At 53.0% G+C, this 18,296-nt stretch carries 18 protein-coding genes and 1 riboswitch; of the genes, 4 read left to right on the top strand and 14 right to left on the bottom strand.

All coding sequences use genetic code 11. The annotated features are described in order from the left end of the window. From ribD to FKP33_RS25375, 6 genes are all read right to left on the bottom strand, one after another. On the bottom strand, window positions 1-692 hold a 692-nt coding region (gene ribD / locus FKP33_RS25400), incomplete at its 3' end, for a bifunctional diaminohydroxyphosphoribosylaminopyrimidine deaminase/5-amino-6-(5-phosphoribosylamino)uracil reductase RibD (protein ID WP_141336684.1). A gap of 357 nt (window positions 693-1,049) precedes the next feature. Continuing rightward, window positions 1,050-1,206: riboswitch (FMN riboswitch) on the bottom strand. A 73-nt stretch (window positions 1,207-1,279) separates the two neighbouring features. After that, window positions 1,280-1,711 (bottom strand): peptidylprolyl isomerase, encoded by a 432-nt coding sequence (locus FKP33_RS25395; protein ID WP_054795164.1) that lies wholly within the window; start codon window positions 1,709-1,711, stop codon window positions 1,280-1,282. Between the two features lie 327 nt (window positions 1,712-2,038). Then, complete coding sequence (gene lysA, locus FKP33_RS25390; protein ID WP_141336683.1) at window positions 2,039-3,370, bottom strand: diaminopimelate decarboxylase; 1,332 nt, start codon at window positions 3,368-3,370, stop codon at window positions 2,039-2,041. 168 nt (window positions 3,371-3,538) lie between these two features. After that, window positions 3,539-5,338, bottom strand: coding sequence for a spore germination protein (locus FKP33_RS25385; RefSeq protein ID WP_181410281.1), 1,800 nt, complete (start codon window positions 5,336-5,338; stop codon window positions 3,539-3,541). A gap of 63 nt (window positions 5,339-5,401) precedes the next feature. Continuing rightward, window positions 5,402-5,827, bottom strand: coding sequence for a stage V sporulation protein AB (locus FKP33_RS25380; protein ID WP_127605417.1), 426 nt, complete (start codon window positions 5,825-5,827; stop codon window positions 5,402-5,404). Further along, window positions 5,824-6,480, bottom strand: a complete 657-nt coding sequence (locus FKP33_RS25375) for a stage V sporulation protein AA (RefSeq protein ID WP_127605418.1) — start codon at window positions 6,478-6,480, stop codon at window positions 5,824-5,826. The genes FKP33_RS25380 and FKP33_RS25375 overlap by 4 nt, the downstream gene beginning before the upstream one ends. 183 nt (window positions 6,481-6,663) lie before the next feature. Between FKP33_RS25375 and FKP33_RS25370 the strand changes: the two genes are divergently transcribed. Then, window positions 6,664-6,876: a DUF378 domain-containing protein gene (locus FKP33_RS25370; protein ID WP_054795166.1), complete on the top strand. Its 213-nt coding sequence runs from the start codon at window positions 6,664-6,666 to the stop codon at window positions 6,874-6,876. A gap of 416 nt (window positions 6,877-7,292) precedes the next feature. On the opposite strand, the gene FKP33_RS25365 is transcribed toward FKP33_RS25370, so the two are convergent. Next, entirely contained in the window at window positions 7,293-9,263 is a 1,971-nt protein-coding gene (locus FKP33_RS25365) for a sigma-54-dependent Fis family transcriptional regulator (RefSeq protein ID WP_141336681.1), read from the bottom strand. Between the two features lie 522 nt (window positions 9,264-9,785). Between FKP33_RS25365 and FKP33_RS25360 the strand changes: the two genes are divergently transcribed. From FKP33_RS25360 to FKP33_RS25350, 3 genes are read left to right on the top strand one after another with little or no spacing between them, the layout of a single operon-like run. Further along, window positions 9,786-10,337 (top strand): DJ-1/PfpI family protein, encoded by a 552-nt coding sequence (locus FKP33_RS25360; protein ID WP_127605422.1) that lies wholly within the window; start codon window positions 9,786-9,788, stop codon window positions 10,335-10,337. Between the two features lie 50 nt (window positions 10,338-10,387). Further along, window positions 10,388-11,413: an amidohydrolase family protein gene (locus FKP33_RS25355; RefSeq protein ID WP_127605424.1), complete on the top strand. Its 1,026-nt coding sequence runs from the start codon at window positions 10,388-10,390 to the stop codon at window positions 11,411-11,413. A 15-nt stretch (window positions 11,414-11,428) separates the two neighbouring features. Then, window positions 11,429-12,214: an iron-sulfur cluster assembly protein gene (locus FKP33_RS25350; RefSeq protein ID WP_141336680.1), complete on the top strand. Its 786-nt coding sequence runs from the start codon at window positions 11,429-11,431 to the stop codon at window positions 12,212-12,214. Between the two features lie 145 nt (window positions 12,215-12,359). On the opposite strand, the gene sigF is transcribed toward FKP33_RS25350, so the two are convergent. From sigF to FKP33_RS25310, 7 genes are all read right to left on the bottom strand, one after another. Further along, complete coding sequence (gene sigF, locus FKP33_RS25340; RefSeq protein ID WP_054795171.1) at window positions 12,360-13,115, bottom strand: RNA polymerase sporulation sigma factor SigF; 756 nt, start codon at window positions 13,113-13,115, stop codon at window positions 12,360-12,362. A gap of 12 nt (window positions 13,116-13,127) precedes the next feature. Next, the gene (gene spoIIAB, locus FKP33_RS25335; protein ID WP_127605428.1) at window positions 13,128-13,574 is read right to left on the bottom strand and encodes an anti-sigma F factor; all 447 of its coding nucleotides are present in this window, start codon (window positions 13,572-13,574) and stop codon (window positions 13,128-13,130) included. Further along, window positions 13,571-13,924: an anti-sigma F factor antagonist gene (spoIIAA, locus tag FKP33_RS25330; protein ID WP_054795173.1), complete on the bottom strand. Its 354-nt coding sequence runs from the start codon at window positions 13,922-13,924 to the stop codon at window positions 13,571-13,573. Before spoIIAA ends, spoIIAB begins: the two co-directional genes overlap by 4 nt. 194 nt (window positions 13,925-14,118) lie before the next feature. Next, window positions 14,119-15,297 carry a D-alanyl-D-alanine carboxypeptidase family protein gene (locus FKP33_RS25325; RefSeq protein ID WP_127605430.1) on the bottom strand — a complete coding sequence of 393 codons (1,179 nt, stop codon included), beginning with the start codon at window positions 15,295-15,297 and terminating at the stop codon, window positions 14,119-14,121. Between the two features lie 196 nt (window positions 15,298-15,493). After that, complete coding sequence (locus FKP33_RS25320; RefSeq protein WP_127605432.1) at window positions 15,494-16,825, bottom strand: pyrimidine-nucleoside phosphorylase; 1,332 nt, start codon at window positions 16,823-16,825, stop codon at window positions 15,494-15,496. Between the two features lie 129 nt (window positions 16,826-16,954). Continuing rightward, complete coding sequence (locus FKP33_RS25315) at window positions 16,955-17,332, bottom strand: cupredoxin domain-containing protein (protein WP_054795174.1); 378 nt, start codon at window positions 17,330-17,332, stop codon at window positions 16,955-16,957. A gap of 239 nt (window positions 17,333-17,571) precedes the next feature. After that, window positions 17,572-17,979, bottom strand: coding sequence for a flagellar protein (locus tag FKP33_RS25310; RefSeq protein ID WP_127605434.1), 408 nt, complete (start codon window positions 17,977-17,979; stop codon window positions 17,572-17,574). Window positions 17,980-18,296 lie beyond the last annotated feature (317 nt).

Raw genomic sequence — 18,296 nt, 5'->3', positions numbered from 1 at the left:
AGCCTCAGCGTCGAGTCGGCGACGACGCGAATCGGGTTCAGACCCGGCACCTCGAGCCGGGTCGTCAGGGCGGGGTCATCGGCCAGCACGGTGCCGATGCCGACCAGGATCGCCTGGTGACGGTGGCGCAGCAGGTGGCCCTGGGCACGCGAAGCGTCGCCCGTAATCCACTTGCTGTCGCCCGTCTTCGCGGCGACTTTGCCGTCCAGCGTGCTGGCGCTCTTGACGGTTACGAAGGGCCGGCCCGTCGCGATGTATTTGTTGAACGCCTCGTTCAACGCCCGCGCCTCTGCGGCAAGCACGCCGGTCGTCACCTCGATGCCGTGCGCAGCCAAGCGCGCAAGCCCCGAGCCCGCGACGAGCGGGTTATCGTCGGTCGCGGCGACCACGACGCGCTTCACCTTATCGCGGATGAGCCGGTCGCTGCAGGGCGGCGTCTTGCCGTGATGGCTGCACGGCTCCAGCGTCACGTATGCGGTCGCGCCCTCGGCTTCCGCCCCGGCCATGTTAAGCGCGTGCACCTCGGCGTGGGCTTCGCCCCGTTTCAGATGGGCGCCCATGCCGACGATGCGTCCGTCTTTGACGAGCACGCAGCCGACGACCGGATTAATGCCGGTCTGGCCGGAAGCGGCCCCCGCCAGCTGCAGCGCCAGCCGCATATAGTATTCGTCATTCAATAGCGCGGCCGTCATCGCAGATCTCCTTTCCTGACTTGCAAAGGCCGAACATGCAAAAAAGCCTCTTTTTGCATGGCAAAAAGGGGCTTGTGAGAAGCGGATTGCTAAGTTTGGACACGGGAACTTGATTCGGATATCCACCCTGCGACTTCAAACCGCCGCAATGAGGTTATACGCTACAGCCTGCGTTTCAGCCGGATGTGCAAATGCAATGAAGCGCGCCTCGTACGCGAACAAGGCCAAGTTTATCGCAGGCCGAATGCGGCGTACGTACAAGGTCTGAAACGCTCTCGCATCCATCGTGAATAAATGTTCGCATCCCGCGCTTGTGAAAGAAAGCGCATGGCAAACGCAGCATCGAATGATTCCCGCTATCCCCTTCTCCCATCCAGACTATACTGTCGGTCTCGGAATTACACCGAGTCCACCGGCTCTTCAGACGAAGAGCACGGGTCACGGACTGAGGCAGCGGCCGAAGCCGCCGCACATCACCGCCGGTAGGGAATTTCACCCTGCCCCGAAGGTTCAGCTATGCAGTTTTAGTTTTAAGTGTCAGTATAACCGTTGAAGCAGGATTTGTCTAGACTTGGTTGGACAAGAGCCTATATCTCGACAACTTGGACGCTTTCCATTTTCTCGCGGCCTTTAAAGCTGTCCACATGCTCCATACCGGAAACCACTTTACCGAAGACGGTATGCTGGCCGTCCAAATGCGGCTGCGGCTGGTAGCAAATGTAGAACTGGCTGCCTCCGGTGTTGCGTCCCGCATGCGCCATTGCGAGCGTTCCGCGCTCATGTTTGTTCGGGTTAATCTCACAATTGATGGTGTAACCAGGGCCGCCGGTGCCTGTTCCGTTCGGGCAACCGCCTTGCGCGACGAAGCCGGGGATCACGCGGTGAAACACCGTGCCGTTATAAAAGCCGGAATTGGCCAGTTTCTCAAAGTTAGCTACCGTATTCGGGGCGTCCTTGTCGAAAAGATCGAGTACTATTTCGTTACCATCGGTTAATTTAATGATTGCTTGTTTAGCCATGAGAAGTTCGCTCCTTTGTTTGCTGTATCGTTTCATGCCGAATGATCGATACCCGCCTACACCGCGCGGGCACGAGTCTCCACTATTTTACTACATCGACATGCGAAAGGAAAATGTCTGCATATAATCTGCATATAAATCGAGGATGCCTATTCGAGCTTTCCCGGATATCGCCGGCATCAAACGATAATTCGACAAAAAAACTACCGGAGTTCCACCGTTTGCTTCGAGCCGTCCTAAAACCGGCAAATGACGCGCCGACGCTCGTCGATAGCTGTTCACTGCATCGCAAAAAGCCGCTCGGCCGCAACGCCGAACGGCCCCTTCTTATCTTGTCTTCGTGACCGGCTTCATGCGGGACGGCACGACGTCGTTCTGAATCAGATGGTCGTACGATTCGCGCTCCACGACAACGTCCGCTTGACCGTCCTTCACGAACACGACCGCCGGACGGCGGATGCGGTTGTAATTGCTGGCCATCGCGTAGTTGTAGGCGCCCGTGCAGGCAACGGCCAGCAAGTCGCCGGTGCGCACTTGCGGCAAGCGGACGTCCCAGATGAGCATATCGCCGCTTTCGCAGCATTTGCCCGCGATCGATACGACTTCCTCGCTCGCTTCATTCCCGCGGTTGGCGAGCATCGCTTCGTATTCCGCCTGATACAACGCCGGACGAGGATTGTCCGTCATACCGCCGTCTACGGCCACATATTTGCGCACGCCCGGAATGTCCTTGTACGTGCCCACTGTGTACAGCGTAGTCCCCGCATCGCCAACGATGCTCCGGCCCGGCTCCGTCCAAATTTCCGGCAGCGGATAGCCGTGCTTGCCGAACTCGTCGCGTACCGTTTCGGTGATCGCCCGCACGTACTCCGCCACCGGCAGGGGCGTATCGCCTTCCATGTAGCGAATACCGAAGCCGCCGCCCAAATTGAGCACGCTGAAAACAACGCCCAGCTCGTCGCGCATTTGGACGGCGAAGCCGGTCATTTTCTCCACGGCCAGCTTGAAGCCCCCGACCTCGAAAATTTGCGAACCGATATGCGAATGAACGCCCAGCAGCTCGACGTTCGGCAATGCGGCCGCTTCCTTCACCGCCTGCTTGGCGGAACCGTTCTGCAAGTCGAAGCCGAATTTCGAATCTGTTTGACCGGTAGAAATGTACTCGTGCGTATGCGCGTCGACCCCCGGTGTGATGCGGAGCAAAATGTTCGCCTTATGACACTTCTCGCCGGCAATCGCATTGAGCATATGCAGCTCGACGAAGTTATCGACGACAAAGCAGCCGATGCCTGCATCGATCGCCATCTCGATTTCATGCGGCGTCTTGTTGTTGCCGTGAAAATGTATACGATGAGCCGGGAAACCCGCTTGTAGCGCCGTATATAATTCGCCGTCCGAAACGACGTCCAAAGACATGCCCTCTTCTTCCACAATCCGGCACATGGCCATCACGCAGAACGCTTTGCTTGCGTAGGCCACTTGAAACGGCAGTCCCGAAGCCCGGAACGCCTCGACAAATTCGCGGCAGCGCTTGCGGATAAGCGTCTCGTCCATGACGTACAGCGGCGTACCGAACTTGCCGACCAGGTCGACCGTATCGCAGCCTCCTATTTCGAGATGACCTTGTCCGTTAATCGTACTCGTGCCGTGTAAATACATCGCGTATGACTCCCTCTTTCCCCAGATAAACGGCTGCGCCGTCCTTGCTTCCTACCTTTAAAGTATCATAATACGCTCTAAATACACAACATGCAAAAAAAGCCCGCCGCGGGCTTCTGCCCGGGCGAGCCTGAATAACGCGTTTCATCCCTTCGAATGCGTCACACTTCAAGATTGCGGCTGCCGCGTGCCGTCCTTCGTTTTCGTCAGGCTCATCCTCGTTCTCATAGAGAGGAAAGGCCGGCGCACCATGATGTCGTACATCGCTTTGCCGTTAAACGGCAAGAACGGCCATAAATACGGCGTGTTGTAGGAACGCTGCATCGCGAGCATGGCGATCAGCAGGGTCGAAGCGATGACGAGCCCCGGCACCTTGAAGATGGCGGCGGAGACGAGCAGCACGAGACGAGCCAGCCGATTCGCAAGACTTAGCTCATAGCTCGGCGTCGCGAACGTCCCGACGGCCGCTACCGCCAGATACAAGATGACCTCGTTCACGAACAGCCCGGTTTTGACAGCGATGTCGCCGATCAGGATCGCGGCCACCAGCCCCATCGCCGTAGCCAGCGGCGTCGGCGTATGGACAGCGGCCATCCGCATCAGATCGATCCCGAGTTCGGCAATGAGAAACTGCAGGATCAACGGGATTTTTGCCGTTTCTTGCGGTCCGATGAAATCCAATCCGGCCGGCTTCAGCTGCGGCGAGGTGACGATCAGGAACCATAGCGGAAGCAGGAACAAGGATGCGGCGATTCCCATGAAACGCACCCAGCGCAAGTAGGAGCCGACGAGCGGAGTCTGCCGGTATTCTTCCGCGTGCTGCACGTGATGGAAGAAGGTCGTCGGCAAGATCATAACCGACGGCGACGTATCCACGAAGACGACCATGTGCCCTTCCAGCATATGCGCGGCGACGACGTCCGGACGCTCGGAGTATCGCACCATCGGATACGGATTCCAGCCTTTGCCGATAATCGCTTCCTCCAGCTGTTTTTCCGCAAGCGGCAAGCCGTCCACATTCACGGATTTGATCTTGTCGCGAACCGACTCCACCAAATCCATATCGCATATATCCTGAATATATCCGATACAAACATCGGTTTGCGTCCGATTGCCGACTTGCGTAATCTCCAGCTTCAGACGCGGGTCGCGCAGCCTTCTCCGCACCAGCGTCACGTTCGTCAGCAGCGTCTCGACAAACCCGTCCCGCGACCCGCGTACGACGCGTTCCAGGTCCGGTTCCTCCGTGGAGCGGACCGGAAAGTTCTTCGCATCGACGAGCACCGCTTCGTTCTCCCCTTCGAAGAAAAACGCCGTGCCGCCCATCATGACATTGTCGACGGCTTCTTTCAGGTCCCGGGTCTTCTTGACCTGAATATGCGGAATTAGCGCATGATCGAACAGTTCGATGACGTTCAGTTTCTCCGGGCCGCCGCGCTCATCCTTCTGGGCATCCGTTTCCGGCGCATCGTCGCGGAGCGTGCGCCGTTTCTCGTGCTTCCCCGCTTCGCCCTCCCGGTGAGATTCGCCGGCATAAGACAAACGCGTCAAAATGTCTGTTAACACCGTGTCCTTGGCGAAGCCGTTGTAGTAAAAAATGCCCGTCTTCTGGCCGCCGAATACCATCTCTCGAAACACCACGTCGAAGCTTTTGTTTAAGCCGACCCGCTCTTCGAGCTGCCGCTTCAAGCGGTCGAAATCTTGGGAGATGTTCGTATCCTCTTTCAGCTCGCGTTCTTCATCGGACATCTTGATTTCCGCCTCGTACCCGCCGTCCGTTCCGGACGAGCCCGGTTTTCCAGCGGATGGCCCCGATTCTTGTACATATCCGATGATGCTGCCTTCTTCATCGATCACCAGCTTCGGATCGCGCGCATCCGTTTTTTTGTCGTCCTGTTCCGGCCGATTCGAGCCGGTCGGGCTTCCCTTCATCAATCTCGCTCTTTTGAATCCCTTGTGACGAACCATAGCGGCTTCACCCTCCTGTTTCCACATGAATACGTTGCGGAACCGGCCTGTCGGCCGTTTCTTCTAATTCAGTACGCCGATCCAATCGATGATCGAACCGAGCACTTTCCCGAAAATCATCGCCATCAGCAGCCATATCATATAGGCTTCCATCCCGATGCGTTTTGCCAAAATCGGGAGCACATTAATGACTTCCGTCAAAGCGGCGGCCAGCATACCGACGAAACAACCGGCGAACAAGCCGAAGAAGGCTGCGGCCATCGGGAACAACCCATAGGTCCATTCGAAGAAATCCGTGAATGTAAAAAACAAGGAACCGATCACAACCGCTCCTTCATATCGCCTCATATGCCGATAGGAACGCGTAATTTGGGCCAGTCGCGGAATGATGTCGAGCACAACGAGAAACGCGACCATCCCGCTTCCGACGGCAAGTCCCCCGGCTAAGCCGATGAAAGCAAGTACAAGCCCCCCTGCCCATTCGCTCATGGCTTATCCGCCTTGGATACGTCATCCTTCGCCTCACGATTCAGCTTGGCGTATTCTTCCGTGATGATGTATTGGTTGACGTTCTCCTGATACATGAACATCTCTACTTCAAGCGGACTCGGTTCTTCGTTGAATTTTTTTTTGAACAAATGATTAAAAAACACGATCATCCCGATCCCGATCCCAATGGAATATGGAATTTGCAGCAGCAGCGGGTGAACGTTCTCTTTGCCCGTCAGCAGCTTGTAAATATGGCGGTGAACTTCCGCCATGCTGACGTCCGCATGAAAATTCATAATCGCCAACCCCGATCCGATGAACAGCAGCAGCCATACCAAAATAATAAGCAGCATGCTTGGAGCTTTCGTTTTGTCGCGCACCTCCACTAACGTATGAGGCTCGCCGAAATGCTCGACTTGCATCCAGGGATATAACTCCTTCACTTTCCTGACGATCAGCATCATATCGATCAGCACAAGGCTTCCGTCGTACTCTTTCGGTCGATACAGTTCCAATTTCAGCAGCTGTTGTTCGTATTCGGGAGGCGCCAACAACTGAGCGACCTGCCCGAGCAGAACCGACTGCTCCCTGCTGATGCGCAGCGATCGGCGCAGCCGGATATAGAGAGATGGCGGAGAAGTACGCTGTAGCATCGCATTTGGACCTCCCTTGGACCATATACGGATAGTATGAATAGGAAATCCTTCCGGTAATCACCTCTCCGATTGGAAAAAAATCCCCCGCCTCTTGATGTATACCTAGCCGGATTCCTAGGAAAAGTAAGATCAGAAGCTAGCTACAGCACACACATGACTTCACTAAGGATGGTGTTGAATATGACAAAAACGGCACTGACACTCGTCATTATCGGAGCGTTGAACTGGCTGTTGGTAGGATTATTCGAATGGGATCTGGTAACGGCCCTGCTGGGGGGAGACGTTCATCGCGAGTCTTCCGGCCTGAGCCGAATCGTGTATACGCTTGTCGGATTGTCGGGGTTGTACTGCATCGGACTGCTGTTCCGCGACGACATTCGATCCCGGGCATAGAAAGTCGAGGTTTCTTTGAAGAGCGTCCATACCGGGCGAATAAACGAAGAAGGACCTGACGGTTTTCCGCCAGGTCCTTCATTGTGCAAACTAAGATAAGTCCGGGCAAGTATGGCACCCTGCAAGATACAGTTGGAATGAGCTTCGATACATGCTGAATTCCGGTCGCCTTGTATCGTTATTTCCGTCTTGGCATGTTCGGTTTGAAGCTAAATAATCCCCTCGCCGCCAGTCCAATCAGGTCGGAATGCGAACGGAAGTTTCAATACGCCCTTTGTTCCCGCCACTTCAAAAGTTCATTTCGCATCGCCATTTCGGAGCTGCAGTCCACGGACGATTTGACTTCGCCAATCAAGCCGTCTCGAATCAGTTGTTTGGCTTTGACATGCTGGGGATGTAACTTACTTTGCTCATCGTCATAGGTTTTCTCCTTGCGAGGAACCATGGTTCAGATCCCGACCGAGTTTTCGATAAATGGTGCTTCGGTGAATGCCTAGCTTTGCCGCTGTTTTCGATACGTTTCCATTGAACTCTTCAAGCGTTGAACGAATAAGCTCTATTTCCTGATTTCTCCCGATACGCCTTAAATTCGAAAAGCCTTGTTTACCTGAAGTCAGGTTCATCCTGCCTCCGATAACTTCCTCCGGTAAATGCGACACATGCACGACGCTGCCTGCCGATCGGGCAGCTATCCGGTAAGCTACATTTCGCAATTCGCGAACGTTGCCGGGCCATGGGTAATTCTCCAAAGCCCGCATCGCCTCCTCATCGACCTGAACCGGCAATTGCCCGATCTCCTGACAGGCCTTGTGCAGGAAATGTTTCAACAGCGTCGATATATCCCCCTCCCTTTCACGTAAAGGAGGCACCCGCAGCGACAAGACATGTAAACGATAGTACAGATCCCGGCGGAACTTGCCGCTCTCAACATCCGCATATAGATTTCGATTCGTGGCGGCAATAATTCGCACATTGACTTGAATCGGCTGCTTACCGCCCAAGCGGACAATTTCCCGCTCCTCTAAAACCCGCAGCAAAAGAGTCTGTAAATCGAGCGGCAATTCCCCTATCTCATCGAGAAAAATCGTGCCGCCGTCGGCTTGTTCGAATTTCCCCGCCCGCCCTTCTTTGGCTGCTCCGGTAAACGTACCGCTCTCATAACCAAAAAACTCGCTGGCGGCCAGCTCTTTAGGGATAGCGCCGCAATTCACAGCAACGAAGGGCCCTTCTGCCCGATAGCTCCCCCCATGGATGGACTGCGCCAATAATTCTTTGCCTGTTCCGCTTTCTCCTTCAATTAACACCGGAAAATCGCTTCTTGCAGCATTCTTCGCTTCCATTACGGCAGCAAGAAATTTAGGCGAAGAGCCGATGATGGAATGAAATGAATATTTGGTTGAAATGGCCTTGGCGGCACGCCCTTTATGGCTTGGCGGTACAGCCTGAACGATGGCTCCGATAGTTCGGCCTTGATGGATACAGGGACGAAGCGTAAAAAGCCAATTTCCGTCTTTTCCTTCGGCTTCCCAGCTCCATTCCGAAGCCAGCCTGTTTAAGGATTTGACCGGACTGCCCACCATACGATTGCCGGAGTCAATCCAACCGCACTCAACCATTTTGGGAGATGCTTTAATCACGTTCCCCCCTCGATCCAGAGCAACGATATACGTATTGCGGCTGTGAGATATCACATCCAGGCCGTATTCCATGACTTTAGCCCTTTCGGATTCCAGCTTGTGCCGCAACCGTTCTTCAACGACCCGCGAGGCTGCAACAACCGCAGAAAGCGTATGGGGATTGGCAAACTGCCACGGTCCTGTCAAATCGAGAATCGCAAGAATTTGCCGGGAGGCCGGATCGCGGATCGGCGCTGCGGAGCAAGTCCACCGATGCACATCGCTGCAGTAATGCTCGGCGGCAAATATTTGTACAGGGCTCTGACTTATGAGGGATACGCCGATAGCGCAAGTGCCCGCACTATCCTCCGCCCAAGACGATCCGATAACGAAATTCATTTTTTCAGCTTCATCTCTTAATTGCGCGTCCCCGTCAATTTTTACAATCGTTCCTTGCGGGTCGGTCAACACCACTAAATGTCCACAATCGTTCGCCAGTTCCTTTAATTCGCTCAATATGGGATCGATTTCGAAGATCAGCGGATCATTTAACAAATATTGTTGAATATGACCCTCAGATAAACGAATGGATGATTGGGATTGGAAAGGATGGAGACCCTTGGTATGGCACCGGCGCCATGAATCGATAACCAAAGGCCGAATATCCAGGTTCAAAGGCTCCTGGATCATAAAACTGTTCCATGCCGACTCCAGTTTCGATCTTGTGAAATCCGGAGAAGACCATGCATTTAAAGAAAGATGGGGATTCATGATACCAAACACCTCCAGAGCCATGGAATAAAGTTTCCTCAGATGGATGTCGTACAGCGGCGGGGGATTTTCAATCTATTATTGTAATCGCTTTCTTATTTACCTAAAAATTAACGAATACCAGCCAATGGGCAAAACAGCACAAGAGCCTGCCCATGATTTAGACAAAGTATAAATATAAAATAAACCAGCTGCAGCGTATATGTCAATCTGTCCGGGCGCATGACCAGGAAACCGCTGAACGAACTGTCGCAATACTGTCGCTTTCTTGCAACAGTCGCATTTCTTTGCGACATTTGCGACTGGCCGAAGCTCTCGATCAACCTGTGCATGACCCCTGATCCGATGGATAAAAAACGTATACGTCCCCTCTTTTTATTTAGAAATTATTAAAAATTGAGGAGTGGACTTTGTTTTGGCATGATTTTTGCTAAGAATATCGATGTCGGATCGTACCATCCTCAACAGAGGCTCGTCCGAACCAAATAAGATTGATTCATGTGAAAAGGGAGGATTTAAGAAGTGGCGAAGAACGTGTTGATTCTCACAGGAGATATGGCAGAAGCGTTAGAGGTGCTGTATCCGCTGCATCGTCTTAAGGAGGAAGGCTACACTGTTGACATTGCGGCACCAACCCAAAAATTGATCCAAACCGTCGTCCATGATTTTGAACCCGGCATCGATACGTTTACGGAAAAATACGGGTATCGGGTGCAGGCTGATTTTGCGTTTAGTGAAATCGACCCTTCGCGCTACGATGGTGCCGTTATACCCGGCGGACGCGCACCTGAGCATATCCGAAATGACAGCGCATTCATTCCGTTGGTGAATCATTTTGTGGAAACCCGTAAACCGTTAGCGTTTGAATGTCATGCCGCCTTGGCCCTCCTTCCGCTCGGTCACTTGAAAGGGCGTCGATGCGCTGCCTTTTGGTCATTGAAGCCTGATCTGATCGCGGCCGGAGCTACATTTGTAGATGAAGAGGTTGTCGTGGACGGCAATTTCGTAACGTCCCGCGCCTGGATCGATCATCCTGGTTATATGAGGGAATTTATTCGTTTGCTTCGAGGGTAAACCGATAGCCGGCTCTTGTTTAATCATTTCATTCCTGGAGGTTGATAAGCATGATTAAAGCAGCAAACGGTGAAGAAATTTTCGTTATTGACAGTCACATTGCGCTGTGGAACGGAAGTACAGAAAACCAGCGGAACAGACACGGCGCTGAGTTTATCAATTGCTTTTATGACTACCACAAGAAACATAGTCCGGTCGAGTATCGATGGCCGAAAGAAAAATTCCAGAAATACGATGCCGATACGCTGATTCAGGATATGTTTGTGAAAGGTCATGTAGACATGGCGATTTTTCAGCCGGTTTATTTAACCGATTTTTATAAAGAACCATTCGGCGATATTGAGAAAAACGCGTTGCTCGCCAAGCAATACGACGGGCGCTTTATCAGCAACGGTTCTTTTGACCCGCGCGATGGGGAACGGGGACTTGAGTATCTTGATTATTTAGTTGAAACCCACGGCATCATTGGAGCGAAATTATATACAGCCGAATGGCGGGGTACTTCCAAAGGCTACAAACTAACGGATCCCTGGACAGAACGGTACCTGGAAAAATGCGAGAAGCTTGGCATTGTCAATATTCACATTCACAAAGGGCCTACGATTACCCCGCTTAACAAAGACGCGTTTGATGTGGCGGATATCGATGAAGCGGCTTCTAACTTCCAAGGTTTAAATTTTATCGTAGAACACTGCGGTCTTCCGCGAATCGAGGATTTTTGTTGGATCGCCACACAAGAATCCAATGTTTACGCGGGTTTAGCCGTCATCATGCCATTCCTTCATTCCCGCCCCCGGTATTTTGCGGAAATCATCAGTGAACTGCTCTTCTGGGTTGGTGAGGACAGAATCTTATTTGGAAGCGACTATGCGCTTTGGGAACCGGGCTGGCTCGTTGAGAAATTCATGGACTTTGAACTTCCGGAAGATCTTCAGAAAGAAACCGGTGCTCAGTTAAGTCTTGCGGTCAAAAAGAAAATTTTGGCCGAGAACACCGCCCGATTATACGGTATCGATATTGAAGCTATGAAAGCCAAACTATCGAATGACCAGTTCGCTGTGCACAGCTCATCGTGATGAGGAGGAGCAGTTATGCAGCAGAAAGAAGAAGTCTTTGCCAAGTTAGCCTTAGTCATTGACCCGGAACTTGATCAATCGCTGCCCGAGCTAGGCTTTATCAACGAAGTAATCATTGAGGAATCTCATGTCAAAGTGTCATTCCGTCTGCCCACCTATTGGTGTTCGACGAACTTCGCTTATATGATGGCGGAAGACATCCGCGACCGGGTCGGAGAGCTTCCTCGGGTCAAATCCATCATCGTCAGCCTTGAAGACCATTGCGCCTCGGCCGAAGTCAACGACGGGGTGAATACGGGCAAATCGTTCGCTGAAGCGTTCCCGGATATGGCAACGGGAGAACTGGACGGACTGCGCAGAACGTTTCGCGTTAAAGCTTTCATCGTCCGTCAAGAAAAGCTGCTCCAGCACTTCATTCGAGAAGGATTCGATCATCAAGCGATTCTGAATTTGACCCTTCGCGACGTAGCGGACCATCTTGCTTTGAAGTCGGATAAGAAGGCGCTGGCCGAACGCTATTTTAGCATTCGTGAGGAATTCGGGTATGTCAACGATCCGGAAAGTGTTGCTTTCATCCAGCCCGACGGTCAACCCTTGGACTTGGACGGTTTTCCCGATTATTTGCTGGCCTCAAGGCGGACCCGCCTAAGTATGGAGTTTAACGGGCACTATTGCCAGGATTTGTTTCAAACGCGATACCATACAGAACCATCGAATCCGGAGGACTCTACCATTGAAAGCAGCGCGGTATCCGTATCGTCGGCAGCCTGGTCGGAAACTACAACGAGCTGTATCCGTTAAGGGAGCTCCATGCCCGCGGGAAAGTCATCCTCCACTCCATGACGTACTCAAACTGCTTCATCAAGGAAAGATCACCGGACGCGCCATCTTGGTTCCCCAAACGAAAGGAGCGGCTCATGCCGCTCCTTTTTTGCTGCGCGCTTCGCTACTGGGCGATCTGATTTTTGATCGATTGCAATATTTTCTTCTCCAGGCGCGATACCTGCACCTGCGAGATGCCCAGCCTGCTTGCCACTTCCGATTGGGTTTGATCGCGGAAATAGCGCAAATATACAATCAACCGTTCCCGCTCGCTCAACAGCCCGATCGCTTCGTTCAAGGCCAGCTTGTCGAACCACTTCTCCTGGCCCTCGTCGGCGATCTGATCCATCAGCGTAATCGGATCCCCGTCGTTCTCGAACACCGTTTCATGAATCGAAGAAAGCGGCTTGTTGGCCTCTTGTGCGAACACGACGTCCTCCGGCGAAATGCCCAGCTCTTCGGCGACTTCCTTGATCGTCGGCAGACGGCCGTTGCGCTTGGCCAATTCATCCTTCGTCTTGCGGATTTTGTTCGCCAGTTCCTTCAGCGAGCGGCTTACCTTCAATGTGCCGTCGTCGCGCAAGAACCGTTGAATTTCGCCGATGATCATCGGCACCGCGTAGGTAGAAAATTTCACGTCATACGATAAATCAAATTTGTCGACCGACTTCAACAATCCGATGCAGCCGATTTGAAACAGATCTTCGGCTTCATAACCCCGGTTCAAGAAGCGTTGAACGACGGACCAGACGAGCCTAATGTTGCAATTGACAAGCGTCTCCCGCGCGAGCGCATCGCCGGATTGACTCAACGCGATCAGACGCTTGACTTCGGAATCGTCCAAATAGCTGTGGGAGGCATGCTTCAAATCTACATCCATATCATCAGACCCCTAATTGAACAATGCTTTTTTCGACTCGATTCGCTTCTTCATCCGGATAGACGTGCCGGCGCCTAGCTCGCTTGTGATCTCGACTTCGTCCATAAAGTTTTCCATTATCGTGAATCCCATGCCCGAGCGCTCGAGCTCCGGCTTGGATGTATATAACGGCTGCTTGGCCAAATCCAAATCTTCAATGCCGGCCCCTTGGTCTTCGACGGAGATGAACACCGTGTCACCGTCGATCTGGGCTGTAATCGTTACCGTACCGTCCGGGCGATTGTCATATCCGTGAATAATCGAATTCGTCACCGCTTCGGAGATGACGGTTTTAATATCGGTCAGCTCCTCCAGAGTCGGATCCAACTGGGAGACGAAAGCGGCGACTGTGACGCGGGCGAACGATTCGTTCTCAGAGCGGCTGGCAAACTGCAGTTTCATGAAATTGCGTTCACTCATGATACGACCTCCAAACTTTGGATCGCTTGTCTTTCATTTTCCTGGATGGACAAAATTTTGAAAAGACCCGACATTTCAAACAAACGATACACCGACGCATTGACGTCGCAGACGACCATCTTGCCGCCCCGGCCCGTAATCTGCTTGTACCGTCCCAAGATGACCCCAAGTCCGGAGCTGTCCATGAATGTCAAGTTCTTCAGGCTAAGGATGATATGGGCGCTGTGACCTCTTAGAATCGCTTCCTCCATCCTCGCTTTTACCGTATCGGCGGTGTGATGATCCAGTTCACCGGTAAGCCGGACAATCAAAGCGTTGCGGTAATGCTCCAGTTCGATTTGTAAGCTCACGCTGTTCACTCCTTCCCGTTCATAACCTCTCTTTTCTACGCGGAGGAAACCATTTCCTTCCCCCCCGACAAAACTAGAAGAAATACGTCAGAACTAGTAGTAAAGCGACAGAAAGTGCACCGATGTAAACAAAATCCCCGCCGGCATCTATCTGCTCCTTGTGCGGGGATTCTCGTTGAAGGTTTCGTTAATCGTTAATCGAAGAAAAACAATCGTTTGGCCGTACGTTTAGTCAGCGTCCACCATCCCGCTTTATTGACCGCGACCGGTGATTCGAGCTCAAATTCTTTCAGGATCCGGTCGCCTTTGTACACGACCAGCTTGCCGATCGGTTGTCCGACGGTAATCGGCGCCTTCAGCTGCGGGAGCAGCTGCACTTCATGACGGATGCCGTCCGCCGCCTCGCCCTTCTTCAGCAGCAGGGAGTACGAATGCTTGGCCGTCAGCGGGATCACCGGCGTTTCGCCTTTGGCGATTTTCATTTCGCCGATCGTATCGCCCGTTTTGTAAATCGGCAGATTCGTATACTGCGAGAACGCAAAGTCGAACAGCTTCGTGACTTCCGCATTCCGCGTTTTGGTGTTCGGTTCGCCCATGACGACCGATATGACGCGCAGATTGTCTCTTTTGGCCGTAGCCGACAAACAAAATTTCGCCTCGCTCGTATACCCGGTTTTCAAACCGTCCGCCCCGGTATAAAATCGAACGAGCTTGTTTGTATTTACGAGCCAGAACGGCTTCGGCGTCTCTTTGCGCAAGTAATCCTGATACTGACCGGTAAATTGCGTGATTTCCTCATGCTTCAGCAGCTCTTGCGACATTAAGGCAATGTCGTAAGCCGAGGAGTAATGATTATCCGCAGGCAATCCGTTCGGATTGACGAAGTGCGTGTTGTTCATACCTAGCTCTTTCGCCCTGGCATTCATCATCTGTACGAACGCTTCTTCGGAACCGCCGATTTTCTCGGCCATGGCCACGGAGGCGTCATTGCCGGAAGCCATCGCGATCCCCTTGAGCATGTCCTGAACGGTCATCTCTTCGCCCGGCTCAAGGAAAATTTGCGATCCGCCCATGGAGGCCGCATATTCACTCGTCCGTACTTTTTCGTCCATTTTAATTTTTCCTTGATCCAGCGCTTCCATGATGAGCAGCATCGTCATAATTTTCGTAATGCTGGCCGGGGGAAGCTTGGCGTCTTTGTTTTTATCGAATATAACCGTACCCGTATCGACGTCGATCAGAACGGCGGAAGCAGCGTTCGGCGCCAAGTCCACCGGCTTCTCGGCAGGTTTCTCTTCGGCCCATGCCGTCGGCACAGCCAGCATCAGCATCAACAAGGTGCTGATGACCATTTTGAACCATTTGCTCGTCATAACCTGTTCTACCCCTCCTGAAGGAAGCAAATTTTGAAAGTGCTGGTAATCATTGTTGACTTTATTTCGGAGAAATATTCCATGAACGAACAAAAAAGCCCGGCAAAATCAGCCCGGACTCTTAAAGAACCCATTTTCTGTTGTGGAATCGGGATGTACCCTGCCGATGAGCCGGAACCGGCCCCGGAGTTTCCCCTTACAAATAACGCACGCCATCCTTCGTAACCACGGCATAAATCAGCTTCAAGCGGTCTACCGGCGCTTCCGAGAAGGCGAACGCCGATACGGTGCGCTCGGACATCCGCCGCGTCTCCTCCGGCTCGCTGCGGTTCATATACAGCTCGGCGATAGGCTCGCCCGCTTTCACCCGGTCGCCGACGCGCTTGAACAGCTTTATGCCGACGGCCAAGTCGATCCGGTCCTCCTTGGTGGCACGACCGGCGCCGAGCATCATCGCCGTCACGCCGAGCGATTCAGCATCGATTCGCGCCACATAGCCGTCCTGCGGGGCCGGCACCGCGACGCGGTAAGCCGCTTGCGGCAGCCGCTGCGGCTCATCCACCACGGCAGCGTCCCCGCCTTGAACGGCAATGAACTGCCGCAGCTTCTCCAGGGCGGCGCCGCTGTGCAGCAGCCGCTCCACCGTGTCCTTCGCTTCCGCGAACGAAGACGCTTGGCCTCCAAGCACAATCATATGCGCGGCCAGCACTAAACACAGCTCCGTTAATTCCGCAGGACCTTCGCCGCGCAGCGTCTCGATCGCTTCCAGCACTTCAAGCGCATTGCCGATCGACGGTCCGAGCGGTTCGTCCATATTCGTAATGACAGCCAAGGTATCCCGCCCGATTTCCGTGCCGATATCGACCATCGCCTGTGCCAGGACGATCGAATCGTCCAACGTTTTCATGAATGCCCCCCGGCCCGTTTTCACGTCCAGTACGATGCGATCGGCGCCGGAGGCAATTTTTTTGCTCATGATGGAGCTTGCAATCAATGGGACCGAATCTACCGTCGCCGTCACGTCCCGCAGTCCGTACAGCTTCTTATCCGCCGGGGTCATATTGCCGGATTGACCGACGACCGCAAGGCCGATGTCGCGCACCTGCTGCAGAAACTGCTCCTTCGTCCGCTCGACCGCAAAGCCCGGGATCGCCTCCAGCTTATCGACCGTCCCGCCCGTATGCCCGAGGCCGCGGCCCGACATCTTCGCCACCGGCACGCCGGCCGCAGCCACTAGCGGGGCTACGATTAAGGTCGTCGTGTCGCCCACACCGCCTGTGCTGTGCTTGTCGACTTTAAGGCCCGGTATGCCGCTCAGATCGACCTGATCGCCCGAACGGGTCATCGCCATCGTTAAATCCGCCGTTTCCCGCGCGTTCATCCCTTGAAAATAAACGGCCATCGCCCAAGCCGATACCTGATAATCCGGGATGTCGCCTTGCACATACCCGGCAATCAGAAAATCGATTTCTTCACGCGACAAGGCTTCCCCGTTTCTTTTCTTATGTATGATATCGACTGTCCTCATTGACCAGCACCCCTTCGCCAAATCGAATCGTTTTCCCTGTATTATAGGCCGCGCGGCAAAAAAAGAAAAGGAAGCCCGGCCGTGGCCGCAAGCTTCCTCTTTCCTGATAAGCGGTTGATCGTAAGCGGATTACTCCACGATCAATTTGGTTTTCATGTCGGCGTGACCCGGACCGCACGGCAGCGTGCAGTGTACTTCGTACTCGCCTGGCTTGTCGAACGTGAATTCCATCGACTTGGTGTTGTTATCGAGCTTCACGCTTGTACCCACGACTTCCATCGCGTGCAGACCTTCCTTATTCAACAAGGAGACAGTCACTTTCTCGCCGGCTTTCACTTTGTATTCCGCTTGGTCGAACTTGTAGTTCGTAGCCACGAATTTCAAAGTAGGACCGGCTGCTTCTTCCTTCGCCATCTCCGCTTGACGCACCGAAATATTTTGGAACAATACTCCCGTACCGAGGAGACAGGCGACGATGAACAGTGAAAACATGATCCACTTTTGCATAGGTATTCCCCCCTTACTTTAAGACCGTTATGACATATAGGCTTATTGTACATAATCCGTACCGCTTTACACATGCCTTTTGACGACCTTCAGGTGAAAAATTTGTGACAAAATTATTCCTGTTGGACGCTCATCCGGCTCCTTAGACATTTTAGCACATCTTGCACAAAACGACAAAGTGCTCCGAACAGCAACAAAAAACTCTGTCCGGGGACAGAGCGTGTTCGATTGTTATTCAGCTAGACCCGGGAAAATCGTTCGCGAATTTGGAACCCGGCACCCCTGTCTCTGGCTCTTGCCTCCCGATTCTCCAAATCCTTCACGTCGGAGATGATCCGAACCCGGCACGGCGTGCACATCTTCTGCTGACGAATCGGCGAACCGCAAGATTTGCAAGGATAGGTCAGGCCCGGGTAAAATGAAACCGGCAGCCGGTTGTCTTGAATAAACGTGTAAATACGCTGCACGGGAACGCCTGTCGCTTCGCTGAGCGCCTCTGTCGAAGCTTTCCGGTTATCCCGCAGGTAGGCGCTGCATTGATCAAACTCGCTGTCTAATTCGCGCTGGCAGCCTTGGCAGAGGCTTCGCAAATTCATTTGAAACACTTTACCGCATTTGGGGCAGTTCGCAACTTTTAACATGGTCATATCCCGGCATCCTTCCCCTGGTTGGCGTCACACTTCCGTACTAAGATCAATATATACAATAATAGTTCTTTATTCCTAATAATAGAACATACGACCTAATTTAAACAGAGGTTTTTTCCCGTTTATATAGAAAAAAAACGCTCTTTTCGAATAAAACGGCAAGCGAAACGCATAATACGAATGCTGCTGAACCAGCACATCGCCTGAGGAGGTGTTTTCCCGATGTCCGACAAGCAACAAGGTCACGCCAATCAGAACACGACGACCCGCACCAGCGATAAAGGCTCCAAAAAATCAAAGTAACGGCGAACGCGCCG

It is taken from the genome of Paenibacillus sp. tmac-D7 (assembly GCF_006519665.1).
Lineage (GTDB): Bacteria > Bacillota > Bacilli > Paenibacillales > NBRC-103111 > Paenibacillus_G > Paenibacillus_G validus.
Note: the sequence above shows the minus strand (reverse complement) of the source record. Positions and strands in the feature narration are given on the sequence as shown.

Coding starts and splice junctions, on each gene's coding strand:
- FKP33_RS25395 (WP_054795164.1), bottom strand. CDS start 1,711: ATGGCTAAACAAGCAATCATTAAATTAACCGATGGTAACGAAATAGTA.
- lysA (WP_141336683.1), bottom strand. CDS start 3,370: ATGTATTTACACGGCACGAGTACGATTAACGGACAAGGTCATCTCGAA.
- FKP33_RS25385 (WP_181410281.1), bottom strand. CDS start 5,338: ATGGTTCGTCACAAGGGATTCAAAAGAGCGAGATTGATGAAGGGAAGC.
- FKP33_RS25380 (WP_127605417.1), bottom strand. CDS start 5,827: ATGAGCGAATGGGCAGGGGGGCTTGTACTTGCTTTCATCGGCTTAGCC.
- FKP33_RS25375 (WP_127605418.1), bottom strand. CDS start 6,480: ATGCTACAGCGTACTTCTCCGCCATCTCTCTATATCCGGCTGCGCCGA.
- FKP33_RS25370 (WP_054795166.1), top strand. CDS start 6,664: ATGACAAAAACGGCACTGACACTCGTCATTATCGGAGCGTTGAACTGG.
- FKP33_RS25365 (WP_141336681.1), bottom strand. CDS start 9,263: ATGAATCCCCATCTTTCTTTAAATGCATGGTCTTCTCCGGATTTCACA.
- FKP33_RS25355 (WP_127605424.1), top strand. CDS start 10,388: ATGATTAAAGCAGCAAACGGTGAAGAAATTTTCGTTATTGACAGTCAC.
- FKP33_RS25350 (WP_141336680.1), top strand. CDS start 11,429: ATGCAGCAGAAAGAAGAAGTCTTTGCCAAGTTAGCCTTAGTCATTGAC.
- sigF (WP_054795171.1), bottom strand. CDS start 13,115: ATGGATGTAGATTTGAAGCATGCCTCCCACAGCTATTTGGACGATTCC.
- spoIIAB (WP_127605428.1), bottom strand. CDS start 13,574: ATGAGTGAACGCAATTTCATGAAACTGCAGTTTGCCAGCCGCTCTGAG.
- FKP33_RS25325 (WP_127605430.1), bottom strand. CDS start 15,297: ATGACGAGCAAATGGTTCAAAATGGTCATCAGCACCTTGTTGATGCTG.
- FKP33_RS25320 (WP_127605432.1), bottom strand. CDS start 16,825: ATGAGGACAGTCGATATCATACATAAGAAAAGAAACGGGGAAGCCTTG.
- FKP33_RS25315 (WP_054795174.1), bottom strand. CDS start 17,332: ATGCAAAAGTGGATCATGTTTTCACTGTTCATCGTCGCCTGTCTCCTC.
- FKP33_RS25310 (WP_127605434.1), bottom strand. CDS start 17,979: ATGACCATGTTAAAAGTTGCGAACTGCCCCAAATGCGGTAAAGTGTTT.